This window comes from Streptomyces sp. NBC_00252 (assembly GCF_036187565.1).
GTDB lineage: Bacteria > Actinomycetota > Actinomycetes > Streptomycetales > Streptomycetaceae > Streptomyces.
This window is the reverse complement of the sequence record NZ_CP108087.1, coordinates 7793447-7818227: the sequence shown is the minus strand read 5'-3', so window position 1 is coordinate 7818227 and position 24781 is coordinate 7793447. Positions and strand designations below refer to the sequence as shown.

26 protein-coding genes are annotated in these 24781 nt (G+C 72.0%); 11 read left to right on the top strand and 15 right to left on the bottom strand.

Translation table 11 applies throughout. The annotated features are described in order from the left end of the window. Window positions 1-142: 142 nt before the first annotated feature. Window positions 143-1744 carry an MFS transporter gene (locus OHT77_RS34755; protein ID WP_328832355.1) on the bottom strand — a complete coding sequence of 534 codons (1602 nt, stop codon included), beginning with the start codon at window positions 1742-1744 and terminating at the stop codon, window positions 143-145. A 261-nt stretch (window positions 1745-2005) separates the two neighbouring features. Here OHT77_RS34755 and OHT77_RS34750 point away from each other — a divergent pair, with 261 nt between their 5' ends. Further along, on the top strand, window positions 2006-3220 hold the full coding sequence (locus OHT77_RS34750) for a hypothetical protein (protein WP_328832354.1): 1215 nt from the start codon (window positions 2006-2008) through the stop codon (window positions 3218-3220). Window positions 3221-3459: 239 nt separating this feature from the next. Then, window positions 3460-4494 carry a phosphatase PAP2 family protein gene (locus OHT77_RS34745; protein ID WP_328832353.1) on the top strand — a complete coding sequence of 345 codons (1035 nt, stop codon included), beginning with the start codon at window positions 3460-3462 and terminating at the stop codon, window positions 4492-4494. A 96-nt stretch (window positions 4495-4590) separates the two neighbouring features. On the opposite strand, the gene OHT77_RS34740 is transcribed toward OHT77_RS34745, so the two are convergent. The 4 genes from OHT77_RS34740 to OHT77_RS34725 all read right to left on the bottom strand — a co-directional run bounded on the left by OHT77_RS34740 (window position 4591) and on the right by OHT77_RS34725 (window position 7955). Beyond that, the gene (locus OHT77_RS34740; RefSeq protein ID WP_266767229.1) at window positions 4591-4806 is read right to left on the bottom strand and encodes an I78 family peptidase inhibitor; all 216 of its coding nucleotides are present in this window, start codon (window positions 4804-4806) and stop codon (window positions 4591-4593) included. 262 nt (window positions 4807-5068) lie between these two features. Further along, entirely contained in the window at window positions 5069-6073 is a 1005-nt protein-coding gene (locus OHT77_RS34735; RefSeq protein ID WP_328832352.1) for a helix-turn-helix transcriptional regulator, read from the bottom strand. Window positions 6074-6136: 63 nt separating this feature from the next. Beyond that, window positions 6137-7432 (bottom strand): ABC transporter substrate-binding protein, encoded by a 1296-nt coding sequence (locus OHT77_RS34730; RefSeq protein WP_328832351.1) that lies wholly within the window; start codon window positions 7430-7432, stop codon window positions 6137-6139. After that, window positions 7401-7955 carry a hypothetical protein gene (locus OHT77_RS34725; RefSeq protein ID WP_328832350.1) on the bottom strand — a complete coding sequence of 185 codons (555 nt, stop codon included), beginning with the start codon at window positions 7953-7955 and terminating at the stop codon, window positions 7401-7403. The genes OHT77_RS34730 and OHT77_RS34725 overlap by 32 nt, the downstream gene beginning before the upstream one ends. 122 nt (window positions 7956-8077) lie before the next feature. Between OHT77_RS34725 and OHT77_RS34720 the strand changes: the two genes are divergently transcribed. The 3 genes from OHT77_RS34720 to OHT77_RS34710 are packed head-to-tail and all read left to right on the top strand — an operon-like array spanning window position 8078 to window position 11855. Then, window positions 8078-8554, top strand: a complete 477-nt coding sequence (locus OHT77_RS34720; RefSeq protein WP_328832349.1) for a hypothetical protein — start codon at window positions 8078-8080, stop codon at window positions 8552-8554. An 8-nt stretch (window positions 8555-8562) separates the two neighbouring features. Further along, on the top strand, window positions 8563-11223 hold the full coding sequence (locus OHT77_RS34715; protein WP_328834433.1) for an ABC transporter permease subunit: 2661 nt from the start codon (window positions 8563-8565) through the stop codon (window positions 11221-11223). Then, window positions 11220-11855, top strand: a complete 636-nt coding sequence (locus OHT77_RS34710) for an ATP-binding cassette domain-containing protein (RefSeq protein WP_328832348.1) — start codon at window positions 11220-11222, stop codon at window positions 11853-11855. The genes OHT77_RS34715 and OHT77_RS34710 overlap by 4 nt, the downstream gene beginning before the upstream one ends. 54 nt (window positions 11856-11909) lie before the next feature. On the opposite strand, the gene OHT77_RS34705 is transcribed toward OHT77_RS34710, so the two are convergent. Further along, a complete protein-coding gene (locus OHT77_RS34705; protein ID WP_328832347.1) occupies window positions 11910-12623 on the bottom strand; it encodes a transglycosylase family protein in 714 nt (237 codons plus the stop codon). A gap of 504 nt (window positions 12624-13127) precedes the next feature. Between OHT77_RS34705 and OHT77_RS34700 the strand changes: the two genes are divergently transcribed. Both OHT77_RS34700 and OHT77_RS34695 read left to right on the top strand, forming a co-directional pair. Beyond that, complete coding sequence (locus OHT77_RS34700; RefSeq protein WP_328832346.1) at window positions 13128-13916, top strand: hypothetical protein; 789 nt, start codon at window positions 13128-13130, stop codon at window positions 13914-13916. A 37-nt stretch (window positions 13917-13953) separates the two neighbouring features. Continuing rightward, entirely contained in the window at window positions 13954-14358 is a 405-nt protein-coding gene (locus OHT77_RS34695; RefSeq protein ID WP_328832345.1) for a hypothetical protein, read from the top strand. Window positions 14359-14444: 86 nt separating this feature from the next. Here OHT77_RS34695 and der read toward each other — a convergent pair whose 3' ends face one another. From der to OHT77_RS34665, 6 genes are all read right to left on the bottom strand, one after another. After that, window positions 14445-15920, bottom strand: a complete 1476-nt coding sequence (der, locus tag OHT77_RS34690) for a ribosome biogenesis GTPase Der (RefSeq protein ID WP_266767238.1) — start codon at window positions 15918-15920, stop codon at window positions 14445-14447. Window positions 15921-15994: 74 nt separating this feature from the next. Continuing rightward, the gene (locus OHT77_RS34685; RefSeq protein WP_328832344.1) at window positions 15995-16678 is read right to left on the bottom strand and encodes a lysophospholipid acyltransferase family protein; all 684 of its coding nucleotides are present in this window, start codon (window positions 16676-16678) and stop codon (window positions 15995-15997) included. Beyond that, window positions 16636-17331 (bottom strand): (d)CMP kinase, encoded by a 696-nt coding sequence (gene cmk / locus OHT77_RS34680; protein ID WP_328832343.1) that lies wholly within the window; start codon window positions 17329-17331, stop codon window positions 16636-16638. Before cmk ends, OHT77_RS34685 begins: the two co-directional genes overlap by 43 nt. A gap of 317 nt (window positions 17332-17648) precedes the next feature. Beyond that, the gene (locus tag OHT77_RS34675; protein WP_328832342.1) at window positions 17649-18734 is read right to left on the bottom strand and encodes a prephenate dehydrogenase; all 1086 of its coding nucleotides are present in this window, start codon (window positions 18732-18734) and stop codon (window positions 17649-17651) included. Continuing rightward, the gene (gene aroH / locus OHT77_RS34670; protein ID WP_266767242.1) at window positions 18731-19099 is read right to left on the bottom strand and encodes a chorismate mutase; all 369 of its coding nucleotides are present in this window, start codon (window positions 19097-19099) and stop codon (window positions 18731-18733) included. The genes OHT77_RS34675 and aroH overlap by 4 nt, the downstream gene beginning before the upstream one ends. A gap of 91 nt (window positions 19100-19190) precedes the next feature. Beyond that, the gene (locus OHT77_RS34665; RefSeq protein ID WP_328832341.1) at window positions 19191-19628 is read right to left on the bottom strand and encodes a YidB family protein; all 438 of its coding nucleotides are present in this window, start codon (window positions 19626-19628) and stop codon (window positions 19191-19193) included. A gap of 177 nt (window positions 19629-19805) precedes the next feature. On the opposite strand from OHT77_RS34665, the gene OHT77_RS34660 reads away from it, so the two are divergent. Genes OHT77_RS34660 through OHT77_RS34645 form a run of 4 tightly spaced genes read left to right on the top strand, consistent with a single transcriptional unit; the run spans window position 19806 to window position 22318 of the window. Beyond that, window positions 19806-20483 carry a hypothetical protein gene (locus tag OHT77_RS34660; protein WP_328832340.1) on the top strand — a complete coding sequence of 226 codons (678 nt, stop codon included), beginning with the start codon at window positions 19806-19808 and terminating at the stop codon, window positions 20481-20483. A gap of 26 nt (window positions 20484-20509) precedes the next feature. Further along, window positions 20510-21094, top strand: a complete 585-nt coding sequence (locus tag OHT77_RS34655; protein ID WP_328832339.1) for a DUF6529 family protein — start codon at window positions 20510-20512, stop codon at window positions 21092-21094. A gap of 45 nt (window positions 21095-21139) precedes the next feature. Continuing rightward, window positions 21140-21553 carry a Rieske (2Fe-2S) protein gene (locus OHT77_RS34650; RefSeq protein ID WP_328832338.1) on the top strand — a complete coding sequence of 138 codons (414 nt, stop codon included), beginning with the start codon at window positions 21140-21142 and terminating at the stop codon, window positions 21551-21553. Between the two features lie 21 nt (window positions 21554-21574). Next, window positions 21575-22318, top strand: a complete 744-nt coding sequence (locus tag OHT77_RS34645) for a nucleotidyltransferase domain-containing protein (protein WP_328832337.1) — start codon at window positions 21575-21577, stop codon at window positions 22316-22318. Here the strand turns inward: OHT77_RS34645 and OHT77_RS34640 are convergent. Genes OHT77_RS34640 through OHT77_RS34630 form a run of 3 tightly spaced genes read right to left on the bottom strand, consistent with a single transcriptional unit; the run spans window position 22244 to window position 24744 of the window. Beyond that, the gene (locus OHT77_RS34640) at window positions 22244-22993 is read right to left on the bottom strand and encodes a nucleotidyltransferase domain-containing protein (protein WP_328832336.1); all 750 of its coding nucleotides are present in this window, start codon (window positions 22991-22993) and stop codon (window positions 22244-22246) included. The genes OHT77_RS34645 and OHT77_RS34640 overlap by 75 nt on opposite strands. 3 nt (window positions 22994-22996) lie before the next feature. Then, window positions 22997-24019 carry an ADP-ribosylglycohydrolase family protein gene (locus tag OHT77_RS34635; protein WP_328832335.1) on the bottom strand — a complete coding sequence of 341 codons (1023 nt, stop codon included), beginning with the start codon at window positions 24017-24019 and terminating at the stop codon, window positions 22997-22999. Beyond that, a complete protein-coding gene (locus tag OHT77_RS34630) occupies window positions 24016-24744 on the bottom strand; it encodes an NUDIX hydrolase (RefSeq protein WP_328832334.1) in 729 nt (242 codons plus the stop codon). Before OHT77_RS34630 ends, OHT77_RS34635 begins: the two co-directional genes overlap by 4 nt. Window positions 24745-24781 lie beyond the last annotated feature (37 nt).

The window sequence follows — 24781 nt, the reverse complement described above, 5'->3', positions numbered from 1 at the left end:
TCCCCTCACCGCCTTTCTCACCCGCCCGCCTGTGCGGGGCGCGGAGAGGTGGGCGTTTGCCGTGGGGGTGTGTCGCCGTTGGCGGGTGCGGGTGCGTTCGTCGGCATCCGCGTCCAGCGTCCGCACCTGAAGCACCCGTCGGTCAGGCGGAGACTCGGGGTTGGGTTGATTCCCGGGGGGCCGGGACCGCCGCCAGCGAGGCCTCGCAGTGCATGATCCGGGGGAGGCGCAACGCCATCACCGCGCCCAGCAACAGCAGCGCCGCGCTCACGAGGAGCGTGACGTGGAGGCCGTGGACGAAGGCGTGCCGCGCCGCGTCGCGCAGGGCGGCGCCACGGGCCCCGCCGAGCCGCCCGGCCACGTCGTACGCCTCGCCCAGCGAATGCCCCGCGGACGCCGACGCGGACGCCGGTACACCTGGAACGGACGACAGCCCGGGCGCGTAGGCCGCGTTCATGACGCTGCCGAGGAGCGCGATGCCGATGCCGGCGCCGAGTTGGTAGGAGGTCTCCCCTATCGCCGCCGCGCCGCCCGCCTGCGCGGGGGGCGCCTCGCTCAGCATCGACTCGTACGCCCCGAAGAGCGTCATCTCCAGACCGAACCCGAGCAGCAGGAACCCGAAGAGCAGCAGCCCCGTGTTATCCCGCTCGCCCATCGCGATCAGCGTCAGCACCGAGAACGCGGTGAGGCAGAACCCGAAGCACACCATCCGGCGCGGACCGAACCGCCGGAGCATCCGCGCCCCGAACAGCCCCGCCGCCATCGCCGCGAACGTCAGCGGCAGCAGTCGTAGACCCGTCTGGAGGGGCGACAGGCCGAGCACCAGTTGCAGGTACTGCGCCGCGATCAGCTCCAGGCCGACCAGTGCCAGCATCGCCAGCACGATGCAGCCCACCGACGTGCTGAACGCCGGCCTGCGGAACATCTTCAGGTCCACCAGCGGATGCGTACGGCGCCGCTGCCGTCGTACGAAGAGGACCAGCAGCACCGCGCCCACCAGCAGCGGGGCCACGGTCCACGCGCTCTCCACCGGCTCCCCGCCGCCGAGCCGCTTCACGCCGAAGACGACGCCGAAGAGACCGCCCGCGGCCATGAGCGCGCCGACGACGTCCCACGGGCCGTTGCGGTCGCCGCGGGACTCGGGGAGCAGGAGCCGGCCGATCGGCAGGCTGATCAGCATCAGGGGGATGTTGACGAGGAAGACCGAGCCCCACCAGAAGTGTTCGAGCAGGAAGCCGCCGAGCAGCGGGCCCACCGCCGCGCCCACCGCGGCCACCGCGCTCCACACGCCGATCGCCACCGCGCGCTCGCGGCGGTCGGGGAAGACCTGGCGGAGGATCGAGAGCGTGGCGGGCATGATCATCGCGCCGCCGACGCCGAGGAGGGCCCGCGCGAGGATCAGCACCTGGGCGTCGTGCGCGAGGGCGGCCAGCCCGGAGGCGACGCCGAAGAGGCCGTAGCCGAGAAGGAGAATCCGTCTGCGGCCCACTCTGTCGCCGAGCGTGCCGAAGAGGATGAGGAGCGAGGCGCAGACCAGCGGATAGACGTCGACGATCCAGAGCAGCTCTATCGCGCCGGGTTTGAGGTCCTCGGTGACGGCGGGCACCGCGACATGCAGCACGGTGGCGTCGAGCGCGACGAGGAGCAGGCTGACGCAGAGGACGACGAGGACGACCCAGCGGTTGGCACCGGCCCCGGCCGCCCGACGGCGCAGCGCTGCGGCGGCCGTGGTCGTCCCGGACATGTACTACCTCCCAGATGTTCCCTCGCGTTCGGCGGGGCTCACGGGGTGGGGACTCCCCGTGACTGCGGCCGGAGAGGAGCGGTGTCTCCGACCCGCGCAACGAAGGCGAGTGAGCCGTCAGCGTACGCGAGTTCACGCCAATGCCACGTGGCGGACCTCTCACACTCCCCGGAGAACACGTGTGGCGTACACCACTCGCCCTTCCGTGGACCACGCCCCCGCCCGGCCGGCCGGTTCCGGGGTCCCTCGATAATCGGGTCCGTGACCGATCTTGCAGCACCTCTGCGCCGGGCGGCCCCGGCCCTCCTCGGGTACGCCGCCGTCCGCACCCTGGGCCTGGTGGTGCTCGCGGTGTGGAGCGCCGCGCGCGGCAAGAGCGCGTACACCCTGCTGACGGCCCGCTGGGACGCCCTCTGGTACACCCGCGTCGCCGACCTGGGGTACGGCTACGAGGTCCGCCTCCCGAACGGCGACGTCCACTCGAACCTCGCCTTCTTCCCGCTGCTGCCCTGGCTGGAAAGAGCCCTGCACGCGGTGTCCCCGCTGTCGTACGCCGACGGCGGTTTCGTGGTGAGCCTGCTCGCCTCGCTCGCGGCGGCCTGGGGGATCTTCGCGGTCGCGGAGCACGTGTACGGCCGCAGGGCCGGGGTGTGCGCCGTGCTGCTGTGGGCCGTGCTGCCGGTGGGGATCGTGCAGTCGATGGCGTACAGCGAGTCGCTGTTCACGGCGCTCGCCGCGTGGTCCCTGTACGCGGTCCTGACCGGCCGCTGGCTGACGGCGGGCACGCTGGCCCTGCTGGCCGGGCTGACCCGGCCCGTGGGGCTCGCGGTGGTGGCTGCGGTGTGGGTCGCCGGCATCACGTCGTTCACCGGATTCGGCTCGCGCGCGGGGACATCCACGGCCGTCACCCCTTCCGCTTCCACGGCCGCCCCCTCTTTCGTGCGGGACCGCAGCGCGGCGCCCGCACCCGGCGCGCGCAGCTGGCGATGCGCCCTCGGGATGCTGATCGCGCCCCTGGGCGCCGCCGGGTACGTGCTGTGGGTCGGGCATCGCACCGGCAAGGGTCCGCTGGGCTATCTCGACGTGCAGGCGGGCTGGCGGAACGGTTTCGACGGGGGCGCGGCCTTCGCCCGTTTCGTCGGCGAGAAGTTCACGTCGTTCCCGTCGGCGCTCGCCGGGGTCGGCCTGATCGTCGGAGTCGGCCTGGTGCTCTGGCTGTACGTCGTGGGCGTCCGGCAGGGCCAGCCGCCGCCGCTCCTCGTGTACACCGGGGTCGTGACCGCGCTCGCGCTGTGCGCGTCGAGCTACTTCGGCTCGAAACCGCGCCTGCTGATGCCCGCCTTCCCCCTGTTGCTCCCCCTCGCGCTCGCCCTGGCGCGGGCGCGTACGTCCAGGTCAGCGTGGGTGGTGGGCGGTGTCGCGGTGGCGTCGGCGGTGTACGGCGCGTTCTGGCTGAACGGCTCCGGTCCACCATGATCGACCCGGGTACGGTCGATGAGCGCCCGGCCAATTCCACCCCAGCATTTGGTGAACTAATTCATAAGGGCCATAAAACTCGACCCCGGCATGATCAAAGGAATTGAAGGACGGAGCCCTCCGGGATTGCGGAATCCTCGGAAATAAACCTGCTCCTGAGAGCTTTCCCACATCACATCGTCATCACAAAGCCGCTGATTCGACGGGGATCCACACTCACTCGCTGTAACGTCGATTGGGTGCGTACCGAACGAAACCTCACCCGTCTGGACCGGGTGTTCGCGAGGCTGGACCGTGAACCTGAACGGCCGGCCCACATCGATGTGCCGAGGATGAGCCGGCACAGGGTCGTGCTGTTCGCGGCGACCCTGGCCTTCTATCTGGCGATCGTGTGGCTCGTCGTGACCACGTCCTGGCTGGTCCGGTTCGACTGGCAGGTCATGTTCTTCCGGCCGTACCAGCAGTGGGCGGGCATCCACTGGTTCGTGGACTACTACGTGGTCCTCGGCCAGCGCGGCCCGACCGCGGTGATGGTCGCGGCCTGGCTGGGCTGGCGCTCGTGGCGGCAGCACACGCTGCGCCCGCTGCTGACCCTGGGCACCTCGCTGCTGCTGCTGAACATCACGGTCGGCGCCGCCAAGCTCGGCATGGGCCGGCTCGGCCCGCACTACGCGACCGTCATCGGCTCGAACGAGATGGGTCTCGGCGGCGATATATTTCCCAGCGGCCACACCGCCAACGCGGTCGTGACCTGGGGAATCCTGGCCTATCTGGCCTCCACCCCGGCCACCCGCCGCTGGCTGTCCGCCGCGTCCGCGGTGACCTCGCTCGGCGTCGGTCTCGCCACGGTCTACCTGGGCACGCACTGGCTGAGCGACGTGCTGCTCGGCTGGGCCGCCGGTCTGCTGATCCTGCTCGCCCTCCCGTGGTGCGAGCCGCTGATCGCCCTGGCCGAGACCCGGATCTTCGACCTGCGCGACCGCTGGCGCGCCCGCAGCGGCCGTACGGCACCCGCTCCGGCGCCCGCGTCCCCGGTCACCGCGCCGGTGCTCCTCAAGCCCCGCGCCTCCTCCGGCGAGGAGGTCCCGGCGGCCCGCGAGACGGTCGGCGCGAGCCGATCGGCGCGGCCTGCCGCCCATCTCGCCCCGGGCCCGCACACGACCCGCTCGGAGCGCACCCCGGTCACCCCGATCGGCAGCCGCCGCCCGCCGCACCCCGACCGGGTGGCGCGCGGCACCAGCACCGCCACGGCCCGCCCGGCGACGGGCGGCTGACCCCACCGAGCCGCGGGGCCGGTACGCACACTCCCGCCCCGCATCACGAAGGCCCCGGTTCCTCCAGCGGAACCGGGGCCTTCGGCGTGTCCGCGCTCAGCCCTTCCAGGCGCGCGCCACCGTGCCGTCCTTGACCTCGAAGTTGAGCCGTCCCACGCGGAACTCCATGGTGATGATCGCCCCCGGCGGCAGCGACCGCACGGTCGGCCACCCGCGCTCGCGTGCGAGCCGCTCGGCCTCTGTCGCGTCGAGGCCCACATAGCTGTTCGGACTGTCCTGGGGCTCTGCCGGTGGAGTCGGAATGGATGCCATGCCCGCCACGCTAGCCCCTCTCCCGCTCTCTCCGTCCCTCTCCGGTCACACTTCTGTCACAGGATCAGGACGTGTGTTTTGTTCGGCCTCCCTCACACGTATGAGCGGTTCCGTACGCCTTCCGGAGGCATTCGATCGTAATTCCCGTCTGTCGGTCCGGCCGGACGAATAGCCCGGCGGAAAGTGCCGCGAGAACCGGCCGCGCGTCCCATTCCATTCCGATTCCGTGCGGTACGGCGGGAGCTGACGCAGCATAAGAGTTTCACTGTTCCGCCACAGAATCGCCGTCGGCTCCCGGGGCCCGCTCCCGGTCCAGCGCCCGGGTCAGCCGGTCCCTGGCGGTCCTGATCCTCTCGGTCAGCCCGGCCGGTTCCAGGACCTCGAACTCGAAGCCCGTCATCATCACGTGGACCACCATCAGGTCGAGGTTCGGGGCCCCGGTCCGCAGCAGGCAGGCGTCCGGTCCGTCGGCCTCCAGGGTCCCGGCGGACGGTGAGATCCGTTGGGCCGCCTCCTGGAGGGGCACGAGCAGCCGGACGAGGGCGTGTGCGGCGTACGCGCGCGTGGAGATGCCTTTCGAGACGTGTACGGCGAGGTCCTCGGCCGGGGGCTCGCGCGGGGTGAAGCGCGGCCCGTGCGGCGGCCTGGGCGTGATGCGGTCGACGCGGAAGGTGCGCCAGTCGGCGCGCTCCAGGTCCCAGGCGACGAGGTACCAGCGCCGCTCGGTGCAGACCAGGCGGTGCGGTTCGACGCTGCGGCGGGTGGGGGTGCCGTCGTGGCTCTCGTAGTCGAAGCGCAGCCGTTCCGCGTCCCGGCACAGCGCGGCCAGCTCGGTCAGCACGGCCGGGTCGACGGCGGACGGCAGCGCGTTGTGCAGCATCGGCACGGTGAACGCGTTGAGGGCGCCCACCCGGCGGCGCAACCGGTTCGGCAGCACCTGTTCGAGCTTGGTGAGAGCGCGTACGGAGGTCTCGCCGATGCCCTCGATGCCCTGCCCTGCGGCGGTGCGCAGACCGACCGCCACGGCGACCGCCTCGTCGTCGTCCAGCAGCAGCGGCGGCAACTCGGCGCCCGCGCCCAGCTGGTAGCCGCCCCCGGTGCCGGGGCTGGCGTTGACCGGGTATCCCAGCTCGCGCAGCCGGTCCACGTCCCGGCGGACGGTCCGCGCGGTGACCCCGAGCCGGTCGGCCAGGTCGGCGCCGGACCACTCGCGGTGGGCCTGGAGGAGCGAGAGGAGGCGCAGGAGTCGTGCCGAGGTCTCCAACATGGTCGAAGTCTCCACCAAGGCCGGCCGGTATCGGGGGCGTCCTTGTGGTGACGGCGATCTGTGTCAGGGGCTGTAGGGCAGTTGCGGCACCTCGAAGCACGTGCGGTTCATGTCCCCTTGTGGGACCCACCCTTTGCCGTCCTGCCAGCGGGCGACCGAGAGACACGTCCTGTGTGTCCTCGGCGGTGCGGCGAGCCGCTCGAAGGAGACGGGGGCCAGCAGGCCGTCGGCGGTGTAGTTCTCGCTCCGGTCCATGTAGGCGTCGACGCACGCGCGTGTGACGCCCGTTTTCGCGCACGACCTCGCCGCGTCCGTGAACCACATCGCCGCCGCCCACCCCTCCACCTGCCACTGGGAGTGCGTCTTGAGCCCCTTGGTCGCGTCCCGGAAGTCCCGTACGGCCGCCTGGGAGGTGTCGTCGAAGTCGCGGCTGGAGCCGGTCGCCCAGAGGGCGTTGCGGCAGCGCGGTGAGTTCTTGTAGTCCTCCGGGACGGTGGATGTCCAGTTCTGGACGTTCGTCACCTTGGCGACCACGTTCGCGCCGACCTCGTCCATCGCCCGGCACAGCTGGGCGTTCCCGTGGGTGTCGATGGCGTCGAAGACCAGGTCGGCGCCCTGCTGCTTCAGGTCGGCCGCCGCGGCACGGAAGTTGGGCAGCGCGAAGTCGACCTGCTCGGTGACGACCTTGTACCCCTCGGCCTTCAGCCCCTGTTCGACCAGCCGGGCGTAGGCGGCGGACGCGGCTTGGTTGTACGACACGACGGCGGCGGTACGGGCGCCCTGCTCGCGCTTGAAGTATCGGTAGACCTCGGTACCGCCGTACAACCGCCCGCCCCAGCCCGGGGTTCCGGCGCGGGGCGCGAGGCTGCCGTAGATGCCGTAGAGGTGCGGGTACGTGTCGTAGGCGGCGCCGATGGGCTGGCCGCCGATGTCGGGCACGCGCGCGTGGGAGACGCGGGAGGCGCCCGCGTAGTCGAGGGCGGTGGTGGCGACCAGGGCCACGACCTTGTCCTCGTCGATCAGTTGGTGCACGCACGCGTTGTTGCCGACGCCGCTGCCGCCGTCGTCGCACAGGCGCACCTCGACCGGGTGGCCGTCGATGCCCCCGCGCGCGTCGAGGCGGTCGAAGTACGCCTTGGCGCCGTCGCGGGGGCCGGTGAAGGTGTCGCCGCCGACCGGGCTGGTCGCGCTGGTGATGATGCCGACCCGGATCGGCGTGCCGCCGGCGACCGTGGGCGTACGGCTGTCGCCGTGATCGAAGTCGCTCTCCGGGAGGCGGCTGCCGCAGGCCGCGCTCCCCAGGAGCAGCAGCACCGCGGCAGCGGCCTCAGCAGCCCGAACCCGGCGACTGCGAGGCATCGCCGCTCAACGCCACCAGCGCGCACAGGGTGTTGACGGACACCTTCCAGGTGCCGCCCTGCTGGACGCTCGTCCCGGAGGCGTTCGGGAGGGCGGTGGCGCCGTTCAGGGTGAGGCTGTAGGTCACGGTCGCCTGGGTCGCGGAGGTGAACTCGACCTTCTGGACGTCCGCTTGAACCTGCCCGCCGCGTTTGTCACCGCTGAAGGCCTTCAGCACCGGGCCCATTTTGTCGCCGTTCTCCAGGACGGCCTGTTTGTCCGTGCTGGAGCTGGCCGGGTCGAAGAACTTCTTCCAGTTGGCCTCGATCTGAGTGGTCGCGGCGGCCGGGTCGGCGGGCGCGGTGGCCGGTGCGCTCGCCGTCCGCTCGACGGACGGGGTGGGCGGCGGCGCGCTGCTCCCGCCGCCGCTGTCGTCGCTGCAGGCCGCCAGTGCCGGGCCGAGCACGAGGACCATGGCCGCCGCGACTACCGTGCCCCGCACGCGCCTTGTGTTCCTTCGCCTGAGGTCGCTCCCGAGAACCATGTGGCTCACCGCCGGGTGTCGTTCCGGGCCGTGCACGCCCGGTGTTTTCAGGTCAGGTGTCAGAAGGCATAGTGCAAGCCATTGGCTGGCATGGACAGACACATGACATGTGGGAGCCGGAAATGCGGACACCCCGACTGCGGACCGTGCACCCCGCCCTGTGGGCCGGCTGGACCGCGCTCGCCGCCGGTGCCGTCCTGTGCGTGCTCGGCTGGTACGGCGTATCCGGCGAGCGCTACGCGGAACGCCAACTCCCCTACCTGGCCTCCTGCACGGTCCCCGGTGCCGCCCTGATCGTCGCCGCCGCGATCCTCCTCACCCACGGCCGCTCCGCCCTCGCCGCGTCCCGCGTGGTGGAGCTGTACGGCCTTCTCGTGGCCGCGGGACCCGCCGACACCGAGGAGTCCGCGCGGGCCGCCGTCGCGCCCCTGGCGGTCAGCGGGGACCTGCTGATGGTGCCGGGCGGCACACTGTGGCACCGGGCGGACTGCCCGTTGGTCGCCGGGAAGCCGGAGGCGGTACCGGTGGACGCGAAGCTCGTGGCCAACGGCGAGTTGAGCCCCTGCCCGATCTGCGAGCCCGCCGAAGCCGACGACTGATGACCCTGATGTCGACCTTCACCTACGACCTCACCCTCGCCGGGCTCTCGGTCGGCAGCGCCGCCGCGCTCACCGGGATCGGCCTGATCGTGACGTACCGCGCGACCGGCGTCCTCAACTTCGCGCACGGCGCGGTCGCGATGGTGTGCGCGTACGTGTTGCGGCAGTGCGTGGTCGGGTGGGGCTGGCCGCTGTGGCTGGGCGCGGTGGTGACCCTGCTGTTCCTGGCCCCCGGCATCGGGGTGGCGCTGGAACGGTTCGTCTTCCGGCCGTTGGCGGTCCTGGGCGGCGATCCGGCGCAGACCCTGGTCGCGTCCATCGGGGTCTTCGTGCTGCTGGTCGGCGGGGCCGCGCTGGTGTGGGGGCAGGGGGCGCGGGACGACGCGCCGGAGCTGGTGTCGGCCGATCCCTGGGGGCAGTTGGCGGTGGTGCTCGTGCTGGCCGCCGGAGTCGGGGCGGTGATCCGCTGGACGCGGTTCGGGCGGGAGCTGCGGGCCGTCGTGGACGATCGTCAGCTCGCGGTCCTGGGTGGGGTGGACGCCGACCGGGTGGCCGCCGCGGGCTGGGCGTTCGGGTCGTTCACGGCGGGGCTGACGGGCGTGCTCCTCGCGCCGTCCGTGCGCCTGGACCCGTACGGTCTGCCGCTGCTCGTCATGGAGGTGATGGCGGTCGCCGTGGCGGCACGGATGCGGAGTCTGCCGGTCGCCGTGGTGGTGGCGCTGGGGGTCGGGGTCGGGCAGAGCCAGTTGACGCGGCTCCATCTGCCGGGCGACGAGGGCCGGTTGATGCAGGCGGTGGGCGCGAACCTGTTCGTGGTCGCCCTGCTGGTCGCGGCGCTGGTGCTGCCCGGTGTCGGCACGAAGGACGCCCTCCCGCGCACGGCGACGGCCCGTGTCGCCACGCCTCCCGGCGCCTGGATCGTGGCCGGGGTGCTGTTCCTCCTCCCGCTCGGCTTCGCCGGCTCGGACCTGCACACCTCGGTCCAGGTCCCGGCGCTGGGCGTGGTGCTGCTGTCGCTGGTGGTGGTCACCGGGCGCGGCGGGCAGCTCTCGCTGGGGCAGGCGGCGTACGCGGGCCTGGGTGCCCTGTTCACCGCACTGCTGGCGGCGGGCCGCTTCCCGGGGCTCCCCCGCGTCCCTGAACTGGCCGCGCTCGCGCTCGCCGTCCTCCTGGTCGCGCCCCTGGGCCTGCTGACCGGCTGGCCCGCGATCGGCCGCCACGGCCTGGCCCTCGCCCTCGCGACCTTCGCGGTCGGCGTCGGGGTCAGCCGCTTCGTCTTCGCCCAGCCGTACGCCACCTCGGGCCTGTCGCTGGCCCGCCCGTCCGGCTTCGACGGCGACCGCGCCTACTACGTCCTCGAACTCGCCCTCCTGGCAGGCGCGTTGCCGGCGGTCCACGCCCTGCGCCGGGGCCGTACGGGCCGCGCCCTCGCCGCCCTGCGCGACCACGAACAGGGCGCGTCGGCGGCGGGCGTCCAGGTCCCGTCCCTGAAACTCCTCGCCTTCGTCGCGGGCGCCGCCCTGGCCGCCCTGGGCGGCGGCATGCTCGGCATGGGCCTGCGCGCCTTCGACCCCTCGGCCTACGACCCCGTGCGCGGCCTGCTGTGGTTCGCGGCGGTGGTCGTGCTGGGCGCCGACAGCACGCTCGGCGCGCTGGCCGCCGCGGCTCTGCTGGTCGGGCTGGACGCGGGGGCGCGGGGCGGGGTGGCGGCGGCGCTGGTCGGGGTGTTGGCGGTGTGCGTGGGAAGGTTTCCCGGCGGTCCTTACGAGGCGGTGCGCGCTGCGGCGGGACGGCTGCGGCCGCAACGGAAGGCGCGGCTCACCGAGTTGGGGATGGGGGTGCGGAGGAAGATACGGCCCGCAGAGGGGCGCACAGGCTCAACGGCGGCTGCCGGTACGGATGTTGCACACCGGCCTGCGGCCACCCCGCACCCCCGTCCCCGCCCCCTCCCTCCCGCCGTCCTCACCGCCCACGCCCTGCACGCCCGTTACGGCGGCTTCACCGCGCTCGACGGGGTCGATCTCGTCGTGCGGGCCGGGCAGGTCACCGCCGTCGTCGGGCCCAACGGGGCGGGAAAGAGCACCCTGTTCCACTGTCTGGCCGGGACCGTGCGGCCCGCGCGGGGGCGGGTCCGGCTGGGCGGACGGGACATCACGCGGCTGACCGCGCACGCGCGCACCCGGCTCGGGATCGCCCGGACCTTTCAACAGCTCGCCGTGTTCCCCTCGTTGACCGTCGCCGAGAACGTGCGTGTCGGCGCCGAGCAGGGCCGGGTCACCGAACCGGGCGCCGTGGAGCGGGCGTTGCGGTTGTTCGGGCTGGACGGGGAGGTGCGGTCGCTGCCCGCCGCCGGACTGCCCACCGGGACGCTGCGCCGGGTCGAACTGGCGCGGGCGTTCGCCGGCGGCCCGCGCATACTGCTGCTCGACGAGCCCGCCGCCGGACTCGACACCGCCGAAGTGGCCGCGCTGACGCAGGTGTTGAGGGCGCTGGCCGCCGAGGGCACCGCCCTGCTCGTCGTCGAGCACGACCTCGACCTGGTGGCCGACCTCGCGGACGTGGTCCATGTGATGACCGCGGGCCGCATCGTCGCCTCCGGCCCACCGGATCACGTCCTCGAGCACGGCGCCCTCAACGCCCCGGAGGCCGCACGGGAGTTCCCCGCATGACCATCTCCCTCCGCCGCGCCCGCGTCCGCTACGGCCCCCTCGAAGCGCTGCACGGCGTCACCCTCGCGGCCCCGACCCGCGGACTCACCGTCCTGCTGGGCCGCAACGGCTCCGGCCGTACGACCGTGCTGCGGGCCCTCGCCGGTACGGTCGCGCTGTCGGGCGGGGCTGTGGTGTGGGACGGCGCCGAGGTGACCCGTGTGCCCGCCTATGAACGGGCGCGCCGGGGGCTGTGTCTGGTGCCGGAGCGGCGGGCCGTGTTCGGGTCGCTCACCGTGCGCGAGAACCTCGAACTCGCCGCGCGGGACTGCTCCGTGGCCCTCGACGCGTATCCCCAGCTGGTCCCGCTGCTCCCCCGCCGGGCGAGCACGCTCTCCGGGGGTGAGCAGCGGATGCTGGCGCTGTCGCGGGCGTTGCTGGCACAGGCGCGTGTGGTGCTCGTCGACGAGCCGGCGCAGGGCATGTCACCCGCGGTCGCGGCGCACACGTACGAGGTGCTGGCCGGGCTGGACGCATGTGTGGTCGTGGCCGAGCAGCGGTTGCCGCCCGTGCTGCGCGGCCGGGGCGCCCTGGTGTACGAACTGCGGCGCGGGACGGTCGTGTTCGGCGGCGAGGCGGCCGAGCGGGAGTGACGCGCGCCCCCGCCCGGTCGAGGGACCGGACGGGGGCGGCGCGGGCGGTGCTGCTCAGAGGTCGAGCTGCTGCCCGGGCACGATCAGATCGGGGTCACCGCCGATGACGGCCTTGTTTGCGGCGTAGACCTTCCGCCAGGTGGTCCCGTGCTGGGCGGCGATGCCGCTCAGGGTGTCGCCCTCGCGGACGGTGTAGTCGCCGCGGGACGTGCCGCGCGAGGCGTTGTTCGTCCCGCGGGCCGGCGTCTTCGCGGGCTTCGACGGGGTCGCCTTCTCGGTCGACTTCCTCGTCGTCGACTCGGAGGTCGATTCGGTGGTCGACTTCTTCGTCCCGGTGGACTTCTCGCTCACCGTGCCGGACGAGCCCGCGGGTGCGCTGCCGCTCGCTCCGGCCCGTACCGAACAGACCGGCCACGCGCCCCATCCCTGGGCGCGCTGGACCTTGCCGGCAACGGTGATCTGCGCGGACTTGGACGCCTGGTCGGCGGTGGCCGCGTAGGCCGAACCACCGTAGGCGCGCCAGGTCCCGGCGGAGAACTGGAGTCCTCCGTAGTAGCCGTTGCCGGTGTTGATGTGCCAGTTGCCGCCGCTCTCGCACTGGGCGATGCGGTCCCACACTCCACTGTCGGCCGCCGCGGCGTTGCCGCTTGCGGCCAGCAGTCCGAGGGGGGCGAGCAGAGCCGCCCCGGCGAGGACCGCCGTCGTACGCGCCTGCCCCATGGGGGACTTATGAGCGTTCTCGCGAGTGGTATCGGCACATTCGGACATGTAGTTCCCTCTCCAACAACCCGGGGTCCCCCAAGGCGGTCCGCGGCTCCCACGCATCGACGTGGTTTCCGCGCTCCTCCCCGTCCGTCGGAAGTGGTGCTGTTTGCTGGCTTGTTCGGCCGACGGACGTGTCCCGAGCGGTGCTCGCTGCACACGGCGGAGGAATGTACGGAGGTCAACGAGCCGGTGTCGACCAACTGCCTGTCCCCGCAGGCCAGTTCACTGTTACCGGGGGTATCGGCACTTTTCGGCCACCCACTACATCCACCGATTTCACGATTTTGCGACCAGTTGCCGACACGCGCTGTGACCCGGTTCACGCAACCAACTCCCTTGACCTTTCGTGCAGTTGACATGGAGTGCTCGATTCCGTACGCGTTGTGACCGTCCGCGTCGGTTGGTTCGATTCGGTTCGCTCTGAAGCGTGACTCCCGCCACAGATCCTCCGTTGTCATCTTCATGAGCCCGGGACCCACCGGGCACCGCATTCCGAGGGAGCCACCCGTGCCGCGCATGCTCGACGTCAGCGACGACGTACGCGCCGAGATCGGCGACGATGAAGCCGACCGGCTGCTCGCCGGAGACAACGCCCCGGGCAGTTACGACTGCACGTCGTGCCGCACCCAGGGCGACTCCGCACAGGAGCGCACCAGCACCGTCCTGTTCATCGGCGACGAGACCGCCGTCCTCGCCTTCGCCCACGCCACCTGCCTGCCCTCCCAGGTCGTGCAGGTCACCGAGGAACAGCTGCAGGGCGCGGTCCGCTCCATCAGCGGCAACGCGCACGCCCCGGCCGGCGAACCGGAGCTGGCCGTGCCCGAGCAGGCCGTGCTCGGGGTGACCAGCGGACTCGTCCTGATCTCAGGGGAGTTGCACCCCGCCCTGGTCGTCGAGCCGACCGCGCCGATCGTGCGGCCCGGCTCGACCGGCGTCGGTGACGACTTCCTGCCGCTGCTGATCGAGCAGGGCTTCATGCCGCTCAGCGAGATCACCACCGTGCCGCCCGTGCTGCACGGCTGGTCGGTGCTGCTCGCCGCGGGCCAGCTGCACGCGGTGCTCCAGCCGAGCGCCAACGGCGGTTCCCCGGTGGCCTGGTGGCAGGCGCACCAGCCGCTCCAGGTCACCGACAGCTGGCGGGCCGCCGCCAACAAGCACCAGCAGGTGCTGATGTTCGCGGCACCGGTCGGCTCCATCGGCCGCCAGCCCCGCGAGGACCTGCTCCGCGGCGCCCTCGACAAGGCCGCGGCAAACGGCCAGCTGGTCGGCTCCGCACTCCCGCTCGCGGGCACCTGAGCCGCATCCCTTCAGGTCACGTGTCGTTTGGACATACGTGCACGCATACGACGTACCCCGCAGCCGGAACTACCAGCCGATCCCGTCCTCGCGAACGGACCGGGACAGCCCCGGCGGTCCCTCGGCCACGCCGATCTACGACCGGCTCTACTCGGAGTGGGTCAAGACCTTCCGTTCGCTGCCGGGCGACCGCAGCGGCGAGGAGGAGCTGGGCTTCACCGCCTTCGGGCACAGCCCGCACAGCACCGGCACGTTCGGCGGGGGTTCCCTGGGCGGGGGCTCGTACAGCGCGTACAGCGCGGGGGCCTACAGCGCCCGGCAGCAGTCCCAGTGGCAGCGCGTCGGGCAGCTGAGCCAGGTCGCCCAGCAGCACCAGCACGGCCACACCGGGATGCACCACATCCCGGCGGCCCTGCCGCCCGGCCCGCGCCGAGGCATCTGACGTCACGTACGAGGAGGGCGGCCCCAGTGGAGACTGGGGCCGCCCTCCTCGTCGTAGAACGGTCGTGAACAGCCGTACGGCTGCGGCTACTTCTTCTTGCCGCGCTTCTCGCGGACCCGGACCGAGATGTGGATCGGGGTGCCCTCGAAGCTGAACTCCTCGCGCAGACGGCGCTCGATGAAGCGGCGGTAGCCCGCCTCGATGAAGCCGGAGGCGAAGAGGACGAAGCGCGGGGGCTTGGTGCCCGCCTGGGTGCCGAAGAGGATGCGGGGCTGCTTGCCGCCGCGGATCGGGTGCGGGTGGGCCGCGACCAACTCGCCCAGGAACGCGTTCAGCCGGCCCGTCGGGACGCGCGTCTCCCAGCCCGCGAGGGCGGTCTCGATACCCGGGACCAGCTTCTCCATGTGGCGGCCGGTGCGCGCCGAGATGTTGACCCGGGGCGCCCACGCGACCTGGGCCAGCTCGGTCTCGATCTCGCGCTCCAGGTAGTAGCGGCGCTCCTCGTCGAGCGTGTCCCACTTGTTGAAGGCGAGGACGATCGCGCGGCCCGCCTCGACGGCCATGGTGACGATGCGCTGGTCCTGCACCGAGATGTTCTCGGAGGCGTCGATCAGGATGACCGCGACCTCCGCCTTCTCGACGGCGGCGGCGGTGCGCAGCGAGGCGTAGTAGTCGGCGCCCTGCTGGAGGTGGACGCGCTTGCGGATGCCCGCCGTGTCGACGAACTTCCAGGTGACACCGCCGAGTTCGATCAGTTCGTCGACCGGGTCGCGGGTGGTGCCGGCGATCTCGTTGACGACGACGCGCTCCTCGCCGGCCACCTTGTTCAGCAGCGAGGACTTGCCGACGTTCGGGCGGCCGATCAGCGCGATCCGGCGGGGGCCGCCGACCGCGGTGCCGAAGGTCTGCTCGGGCGCCTCCGGCAGCGCCTCCAGGACGGCATCCAGCATGTCGCCGGTGCCGCGCCCGTGCAGCGCGGAGACGGGGTGCGGCTCGCCGAGCCCGAGGGACCACAGGTAGGCGGCGTCGGACTCACCGCTGAGACCGTCCACCTTGTTGGCGGCCAGCACGACGGGCTTGCCGGCCTTGCGCAGCAGTCGTACGACGGCCTCGTCGGTGTCGGTGGCGCCGACCTTGGCGTCGACGACGAAGACGACCGCGTCGGCGGCCTCGATCGCGTACTCGGCCTGCGCGGCGACGGAGGCGTCGATCCCGAGGACGTCCTGCTCCCAGCCGCCGGTGTCGACGACCTTGAAGCGGCGCCCGGCCCACTCGGCCTCGTAGGTCACACGGTCACGCGTGACGCCGGGCTTGTCCTCCACGACGGCCTCGCGGCGGCCGATGATGCGGTTGACGAGAGTCGACTTGCCGACGTTCGGGCGGCCCACGACGGCGAGGACGGGCAGCGGCCCGTGTCCCGCCTCGTCGATGGCGCCCTCGACGTCCTCGATGTCGAAGCCCTCCACGGCGGCGAGCTCCATGAACTCCGCGTACTCGGCGTCGCCGAGCGCCCCGTGGTCGTGCTCCGCGCCGGAGCCGTCGGGCTGGATCTGGTCGTTCATGAAGTCGGTACCTCGTTCATCGTGGTGATCGGTGGAGCCCCCGGATTTCGGGTGATCCACTACTCAAGTGTCTCTTAGCGCCCGGTGAGGCGCCTGGCGTCGTCCAGGTGGGCGGCCAGCTGCTTCTGGATGCGCTCGGTCGCCTCGTCCAGTGCCTTGCGCGTACGGCGGCCGGAGCCGTCGCCCGCGTCGAACGGGTCGCCGAAGACGACGTCGACGCGGGAGCGCAGCGGGGGCAGCGCCTTTATCAGTCGTCCGCTCTTCTCGGCGCTGCCCAGCACGGCCACCGGCACGATCGGGGCGCCGCTGCGGACCGCGAAGTAGGCGAGCCCGGCGCGCAGCGACGCGAAGTCGCCCTCGCCGCGGCTGCCCTCGGGGAAGATGCCGAGGACCCCGCCGTCGGTCAGGACGTCCAGCGCCCGGGTGATCGCCGTACGGTCGGCGACCGACCGGTCCACCTTCAGCTGGCCGATGGCGAGCAGGAAGGGGTCGAGCGGGCCGACGAACGCCTCCTTCTTGATGAGGAAGTGCGTCGGCCGGGGTGCCACGCCCATGACCATCGGGCCGTCGATGTTGTGCGAGTGGTTGACGGCGAGGATCACCGGGCCGGTCGCGGGGACCTTCCAGGCGCCCAGCACACGCGGCTTCCACAGCCCGTACATCAGGCCGACGCCGATGCGCCGCCCGACGTCGGCGCCGCGCTGTGAAGGTGCGGTCACTTGGCGGCCCGCTTCTCCCCGACGAGGGTGACGACGCACTCGATGACCTGCTGGAGCGTGAGGTCGGAGGTGTCCACCTCGACCGCGTCGTCCGCCTTCGCGAGCGGCGAGGTCTTGCGGGAGGAGTCGGCCGCGTCGCGCTTCAGCAGCGCCTCGCGGGTCGCCTGCACGTCGGCGCTCTTCAGCTCACCGCTGCGGCGGGCGGCACGCGCCTCCGGGGACGCGGTGAGGAAGATCTTCAGGTCGGCGTCGGGCAGCACGGTCGTCCCGATGTCCCGCCCCTCGACGACGATCCCGTGCTCGGCCTCGGCGGCCAGCGAACGCTGCAGTTCGGTGATCCTGGCCCGCACCTCGGGCACCGCGCTGACCGCGCTGACCTTGGAGGTGACCTCCTGCGTCCGGATCGGACCGGCCACGTCCACGCCGTCGACGCTGATCGTCGGGTTCGCCGGGTCGGTGCCCGAGACGATCTCCGCCTTGCCCGCCGCGTCGGCGATGGCGGTGGGGTCGGTGATGTCGATCCCGTTGCTCACCATCCACCAGGTGATCGCCCGGTACTGCGCGCCGGTGTCGAGGTAGCTCAGCCCGAGCTGCGCCGCCACGGCCTTCGACGTGCTCGACTTGCCCGTGCCGGAGGGGCCGTCGATGGCGACAATCACTGCCGGAGCGGTCCGGGCGGCGCCGTTTTCCACGGGAGGACACCTTCCTGGTGCGGGGTGGTGAGCGAGGCGGAGACGCGAGTGCGCCCCGCACAAGGTTACTGGGTGCGGGTCACTCGTCTGGCCGGACGGTGACCGCTGGAGGCGGGCGGACACGATCGAGCGCTTCGCGCGGTTGCTGAGGGGGCCTGTCCGGTGCCATTCCAACCCAGGCCGTCCAGCACCTCTCGACGCCGGTCGGCGAAATCCAGCCCGTCCGGCGTTTGAGGACGAGGCCCCTTCAGGGCCGAAGCGGGGGCCTGGGGGCGCAGCCCCCAGAAGACGCGAACCCCCACACACCCGCACCACGTCTACTGCCGGATGGCCCAGCCCCGCTCCCGCAACGCAGCCGTCAACACCGGCACAGCCTTGGGCTCCACCCACAACTGCACAAGCCCCGCCTGCTGCCCCGTCGCATGCTCGATCCGCACATCCTCGATATTGACCCCCGCCATCCCCGCATCCGCGAAGATCCGGGCCAACTGCCCAGGCTGGTCATCGATCAGCACAGCCACAACCTCGTACACCCGCGGAGCGGACCCGTGCTTGCCGGGCACCCGGACCTGCCCCGCGTTCCCCCGCCGCAGCACGTCCTCGACACCCTTCGCCCCCGCGTGCCGCTCCCCCGCGTCGGAGGACTGCAACGCCCGCAACGCCCGCACGGTCTCCTCCAGATCCCCGGAGAGATCCGTCAGCAGATCGGCCACCGGCCCGGGGTTCGCGGAGAGGATGTCGATCCACATCCGGGGGTCCGACGCGGCGATCCGCGTCACATCCCGGATTCCCTGCCCGCACAGCCGTACGGCGGCTTCCTCGGCGTTCTCCAGCCGCGCGGCGACCATGCTGGACACCAGATGAGGCATGTGGGAGACCAGCGCAACGGCCCGGTCGTGCGCGTCCGCGTCCATGACGACCGGCACCGCACGGCAGTACGACACCAGTTCCAGGGCGAGGTTCAGCACCTCGGTGTCGGTGTCCCGCGTGGGCGTCAGTACCCAGGGCCGCCCCTCGAACAGATCACCGGTGGCGGCCAGCGGCCCCGACTTCTCGCGCCCCGACATGGGATGCGTACCGATGTACGAGGAGAGGTCGAGCCCGAGCGCCTCCAGCTCCCGGCGCGGCCCGCCCTTGACGCTGGCCACGTCGAGGTAGCCCCGGGCGGCCCCCCGCCGCATCGCGCCGGCGACGACGTCCGCGGCCAGCGCGGGCGGCGCGGCGACGATCGCGAGGTCGACGGGCCCGTCGGGCTCCTCGTCGGTCCCGGCGCCGAGCGCCACCGCCATCCGGACCTGCTCGGGGTCGTGGTCGGTGAGGTGCACGACCACTCCGCGCGAGGTGAGGGCGAGCGCGGCGGACGTGCCGATGAGCCCCGTCCCGATGACGACCGCGGTCCTCACTGGGCGATGTCCTTGCGCAGGGCGGCCGCCGCACCGAGGTAGACGTGCGCGATGTCGGCACGGGCCCGGTCGGACTCGATGTGCGCGAGGACGCGGACCACGCGGGGCATCGCGCCCTCGATGTCGAGCTCCTGCGCGCAGATCAGCGGCACGTCCGCGAAGCCGCTGCCGAGCTTGCGGGCGGCGGCGGCCGGGAAGTCGCTGTGCAGATCGGGCGTCGCCGTGAACCAGACGCTGATCAGGTCGTCGGCGGTGAGGCCGTTCCGCTCCAGGACGGCGGTGAGCAGCGCCCCGACCTGCTCGTCCATGTGGCCGGCCTCGTCCCTGTCCAGTTGGACGGCGCCCCGGACCGCTCGTACCGCCACGGCTCTGCTCCTCGCTGATGTACGGCTCTTGGTCCATCCAGCCTAGTCAGCCCGTCCGGTACCGGTGTGCGGCGCCCGCCCACCGAGACGGTCACAGGGACTGTTGCCGGACCAGTTCCTCCAGGGAGGCGGCCTGCGGCACCTGCCCCTGGGGAGTGAGTTTGTCGACGGCCTGGGGCAGCGTCTGCGCGAGGTCGCTCGCGGCCTGCTCCGGGGTGACACCGGCCTGCTCGGCGACCTTCTGCAGGGTGTCGTCGGGCAGCGCCTGCTGGATCTGGGCGCCGGTGACGGACTGGTTCTGCCCGGTGCCGACCCAGGAGTCCTTCTGTTCGGTCAGACCGGACTTGGTGAGCATGTCCAGCAGCCCGCCCAGCGGATTGCTCCCGCCGCCACTGCCGGCGCCCTGACTGCCGCCGAGGGCGGAGAGCAGCGCGCCGAGGATGTTGCCGCTGCCGGAACCGCCCTGGTTCCCGCCGCCCGATCCGCCCAGAAGACCGCCGAGAAGACTGCCGAGATCGTTGCCCGCCATGGCTCGCACCTTTCGAGAACGGCCGGCCGCTGGTCGGGGCCCGGCCTCGAACCCTGCCAATGTCACCCGAATCGCCCAGTTCCGCTACTTGGGGTGAGATCATCCCGGTTTGCCTCTTTACCCACGGCCCCGAGTCCGCTCTCATGGGCTGGAAGCCCGCCTCGGGGGAGGCCCACAGTGAAGCGTCCCGGACCACTGCTCACACTTCTGGCGGGCCTGGTGCTCGCCCTGTTCATGCTGACGCTCAACGTGACGTCGGGGACGAAGACGGCATCGTCCTCGTACAGCGAGAAGTCACCGTCACCCTCCGCGCCCCAGTCCTCCGCGCCCGCCTCCACACCCACTCCCAGCCCGACCCCGACGAAGACCTCCGCGACAAAGCCCCCCGCGCCGAACGCCGACTACGCCGGCCGCACCGACGACGACGCGGCCTCGGTCGCCGTATCGGTCCGCGACGGCAAGGCGGTCGCGTACTTCTGCGACGGCCGCTACAAGGAGGCCTGGCTCAGAGGCCGCGTGAACAACAACGGCAGCATGAAACTCACCGCCCCGAACGGCGCCGTGCTCGACGGCACGATCGGCCAGGGCAGGAAGATCCGCGGCACGGTCAAGGACGAGGGCCGGCGCTACGCGTTCACCGCGGCCAAGGCGGTCAAGCCCTCCGGACTCTGGCGCGCGACCGCCAAGGTGCGCGGCGCGAAGATCGACGCCGGCTGGGTCGTCCTCCCGAACGGCCGCCAGACCGGCATCGTCACCCGCGACGGCAAGCCCGCCTCCGCACCCCGTATCGACCCGGAGACCGGCGCGGTCACGGTCGACGGACAGCAGCTCACCGCACACCCTGTCACCCCCTGACCCACCGTCCGCCTCAGGGAGCGCTCATGACCGTCGACCCGAACTCCGCCACCCAGGCCTATCCACCGCGCCCACCCGTACGCCCCCACGACAGCCCGGCCCGCTACCTGGTCCCCGCCCTCGTGGCCGCCGCCGTGGCGATCGGGCTCGGTGTCTACGGCAAGGTCCACGACCCGGCGGGCACCGCCTTCAACCTCGCCGGCTTCAGCAGCACGGGCGCGGTGAAGTCCTGGCTGGCGACGACCGCGTTCTTCTTCGCCCTCGTCCAGGTCGTCTCGGCCTTCATGGTCTACGGCAGGCTGCCGGGCCCGAGTTGGGCGCCGGCGCTGCACCGCTGGTCGGGGCGGATCGCGTTCCTGGTGGCGGTGCCGGTGGCCGTGCACTGCCTCTACGCGTTCGGGTACCAGACCTACTCGACACGCGTGATGTGGCATTCCGTCCTGGGGTGCGCGTTCTTCGGCGCCTTCAGTGCCAAGATGCTGCTGCTCCGCTCGGAGCGCCTGCCCGACTGGCTGCTGCCGCTGGTCGGCGGACTGGTGTTCACCGCCCTCGCGCTGATCTGGCTGACGTCCGCCCTCTGGTTCTTCCGCACCGTCGGAGTGACGACATGACCAGCGTCGCAGGGACCCCATGACGACCACTTTCGGAGTGACCACATGACCGACAGCTCGACGCGCCGCACGGTCCTCGTGACGGGGGCGGCCGCCGCGCTCACCGCGGGGTGCAGCAAGTACGGGGACAGCAACGACTCCTCGGGGTCGTCGTCCGTAAAGGCGTCCGGCGGCCAGGAGTTGGCGAAGACGTCCGAGATCCCCGTCGGCGGCGGCAAGATCTTCAAGGACCAGAAGATCGTCGTCACGCAGCCGAAGAAGGACGAGTTCAAGGCCTTCTCGGCGATCTGCACCCACCAGGGCTGCACCGTGGGCACGGTCGCGAACGGCACCATCGACTGCCCGTGCCACGGCAGCAAGTACCGCATCGCGGACGGTTCCGTGGAGGCGGGCCCGGCGCCGAAGCCGCTGCCGGCCGAGCAGATCAAGGTGGAGGGAAATTCGATCCGCCTGGCGTGAGCTGCCGCGTACGCTCCGGGCATGCCGTTCGAACACCTGGTCCGCGACCACACGATCTACGCCTGCGTGATGGGTTCACGCGCCTTCGGCCTGGCGACGGACGGCAGCGACACGGACCGCCGGGGCGTGTTCCTCGCCCCCACTCCCCTGTTCTGGCGCTTCGAGAAGCCGCCGACGCATGTCGAGGGTCCGGCGGAGGAGCAGTTCAGCTGGGAGCTGGAGCGGTTCTGCGAGCTGGCCCTGCGCGCGAACCCGAACATCCTGGAGTGCCTCCACTCGCCCCTCGTCGAGCACGTCGACGCCACGGGCCGCGAACTCCTCGCCCTGCGCGAGGCGTTCCTCTCCCGCCAGGTCCACGAGACGTTCACGCGCTACGCGTTGGGCCAGCGCAAGAAGCTGGAGGCCGACATCCGCGTGCACGGCGCGCCCCGTTGGAAGCACGCGATGCACCTCCTCCGCCTCCTGATGAGCGCCCGCGACCTGCTCCGCACGGGCACCCTGACGATCGACGTGGGCGACCGACGCGACTCCCTGCTGTCCGTGAAACGCGGCGAGGTCCCCTGGCCGGAGGTCGAGTCCTGGATGACCCGCCTGGCCACGGAGACGGACGAGGCGTCCACGCTCTCCCCCCTCCCCGCGGAGCCGGACCGGGCCCGCGTGGAGGACTTCCTGATCCGGGTGCGCCGCGCGTCAGCCCTCCAGCCGGACCCGTACGACGAAGGCGTGCAGGGCGTCGTAGGTACTCGGGGCGTCCGGCAGGGCTGACGCCCCCTGTGCCTCGTCCAACTCGCCGTGCAGGCCCTCCACATCGGCCCGCACCCGCGCGAGGTCGACGTCGGCGGCGCCGTGCTCCCGCTCGACCTTCGCCTCGATCAGCTCCGTGACGTACGGCGGCGCCTGGACCTGCCCGAGGAGCGTGGGCAGGTGGGCCTGTATCTCGCCGCCGCGCATCAGGTGGATGCCGGTGAGGAGCGCGCGGAACGTGTAGAGCAGCGGCTTGAGTTCGCCGGTCTTCTCGAACAGCCGCCACTGGGTCACCGCGAACCCCCGGTAGTGGTGGGCGTGGTGGGTGGTGAGCACGCCCGGTGCGAGCGCGGCCAGTTCCTGGTGGGCGTCGGTGGTGTGCACGACGAGCGGGGAGAGCAGCTGCTCCAGCACATAGCCGTTGCGCCGCAGCATCAGCCGTACGAACTTGCGCAGGTCGTGAGTGACGAGGTCCATCTCGACGCCGTCCCGCAGCCACATCCGCGACCGTGTCTCGTCCGGCTCGCGCAGGCCGAGGAGTTCGGCGGCCGGCAGCAGGTGCACGCCCCGGAGGTCCACATCCGAGTCGCGGGACGGGAAGCCGTAGAGGTGGGCGCCGGAGACGGTGGCGAAGAGCAGCGGGTCGGGCTGCTCCGCCACCACCGGCTTGAGGTCGATGTCCAGGGCGTCGATCATCCCTCAAGCATCCCAAAGCCCCCCGAGCCCCACCAGCTCCCCCCGGTACTCGATCCGCCCCGCCCACTCCTCGGGCCAGGCGTCCGCACCGAGGTGCGCCCCGGCGAACGCCCCCGCGAGGCAGGCGATCGAGTCCGAGTCGCCGGACGTGCAGGCGGCCCGCCGCAACGCGGTGACCGGCTCCTCGACGAACAGGAGGAAGCACAACAGGCCCGTCGCCAGGGCCTCTTCGGCGATCCAGCCCGCGCCGGTGGCGAGGCACGGGTCGGTCTCCGGGGAGACGGTCCGTACCGCGTTCTCCAGCCGGCCGAGGATCTCCAGGCACTCGTCCCAGCCGCGCGCGATGAAGTGCTCGGGCGAGGGGTCGTGGCTCCGGGTCCACAGGTCGCCGAGCCAGCGCTCGTGGTAGCGGGTGCGGTTCTCGACGGCGTACGACCGCAGCAGCCCGACAAGGCCGGTCGGTTCCGCGCCCTGCGCGAGCAGCCGTACGGCGTGTGCGGTGAGGTCGGACGCGGCGAGGGCGGTCGGGTGGCCGTGGGTCAGCGCGGACTGCAACTGGGCGGCGCCGGACCGCTGTTCGTCGTCCAGACCGGGGACGAGCCCGACCGGCGCGACGCGCATGTTGGCGCCGCAGCCCTTGGAACCGATCTGGCTGGCGTCCTGCCAGGGCCGCCCCTCTTTCTTCAGCAGGTTGCAGGCGACGAGGCACGTCCGCCCGGGGGCACGGTTGTTGTCCGGCGACTGGTACCAGTCCACGAACTCCTCACGCACCGGCCGCTCCATCCGCCTGGGCCCGAGCAGCCCCCGTTCCATGGCGGTGCGCAGCCCCCGCCCCAGCGCGAGGGCCATCTGTGTGTCGTCGGTGACGATCGCGGGCCTCGGCAGCTCCATCTCCCGCCAGGGACCGCACTTGGCAAGGATGTCGGGCACGGCGTTGAACTCGGTCGGGAAGCCCAGCGCGTCCCCGAGCGCGAGACCTGTCAACGCCCCTGTGGCGGCACCCTTGTTGACGGTGGTCGAGGTCATGCGGAAGGTCCTTCCCGGGTCGGCCGGAGCAGTGGCGGATACAGGGCGGTGGCGGACCCGGCGCGGTACAGCGCGGCCGGTTTGCCGCGACCGCCCGTCAACTTGGCCCCGCCCGGCACCGGTTCGACGAAACCCGGCGTCGCGAGCACCTTGCGGCGGAAGTTGGGCCGGTCCAACTCCGCGCCCCACACGGTCTCGTAGACCTGTTGCAGCTCGCCGAGGGTGAACTCCGGCGGGCAGAACGCGGTGGCGAGGCAGCTGTACTCCAGCTTGGCGCCCACCCGTTCGTGGGCGTCGGCCAGGATCCGGTCGTGGTCGAAGGCGAGCGGCCCGAGCGCGTCGTACGGCAGCCAGCGGGCCTGTGCCGCGTCGCTGCCCGCGCGCGGTTCGGGCGGGTCGGGCAGCAGCGCGGCGAAGGCGACGGTGACGACCCGCATGCGGGGGTCGCGGTCGGGTTCGCTGTAGGTGCGCAGTTGCTCCAGGTGGAGCCCGGAGACGTCCGACAGGCCGGTCTCCTCGGCGAGTTCACGCCGGGCGGCCGTCTCCGCGGACTCGTCCGGCGCCACGAAGCCGCCCGGCAGTGCCCAGTGTCCGGCGTACGGCTCCTGTCCGCGCTCGACGAGCAGCACGTGCAGGGCGCCGGCACGGATCGTGAGGACGGCGAGGTCGGCGGTGACGGCGAAAGGTTCGAAGGCGTACTTGTCGTAGCCCGGTGTTGTGGTCATGAACAACCACCCCCCTTAATAGTCAGTTCGACCATAA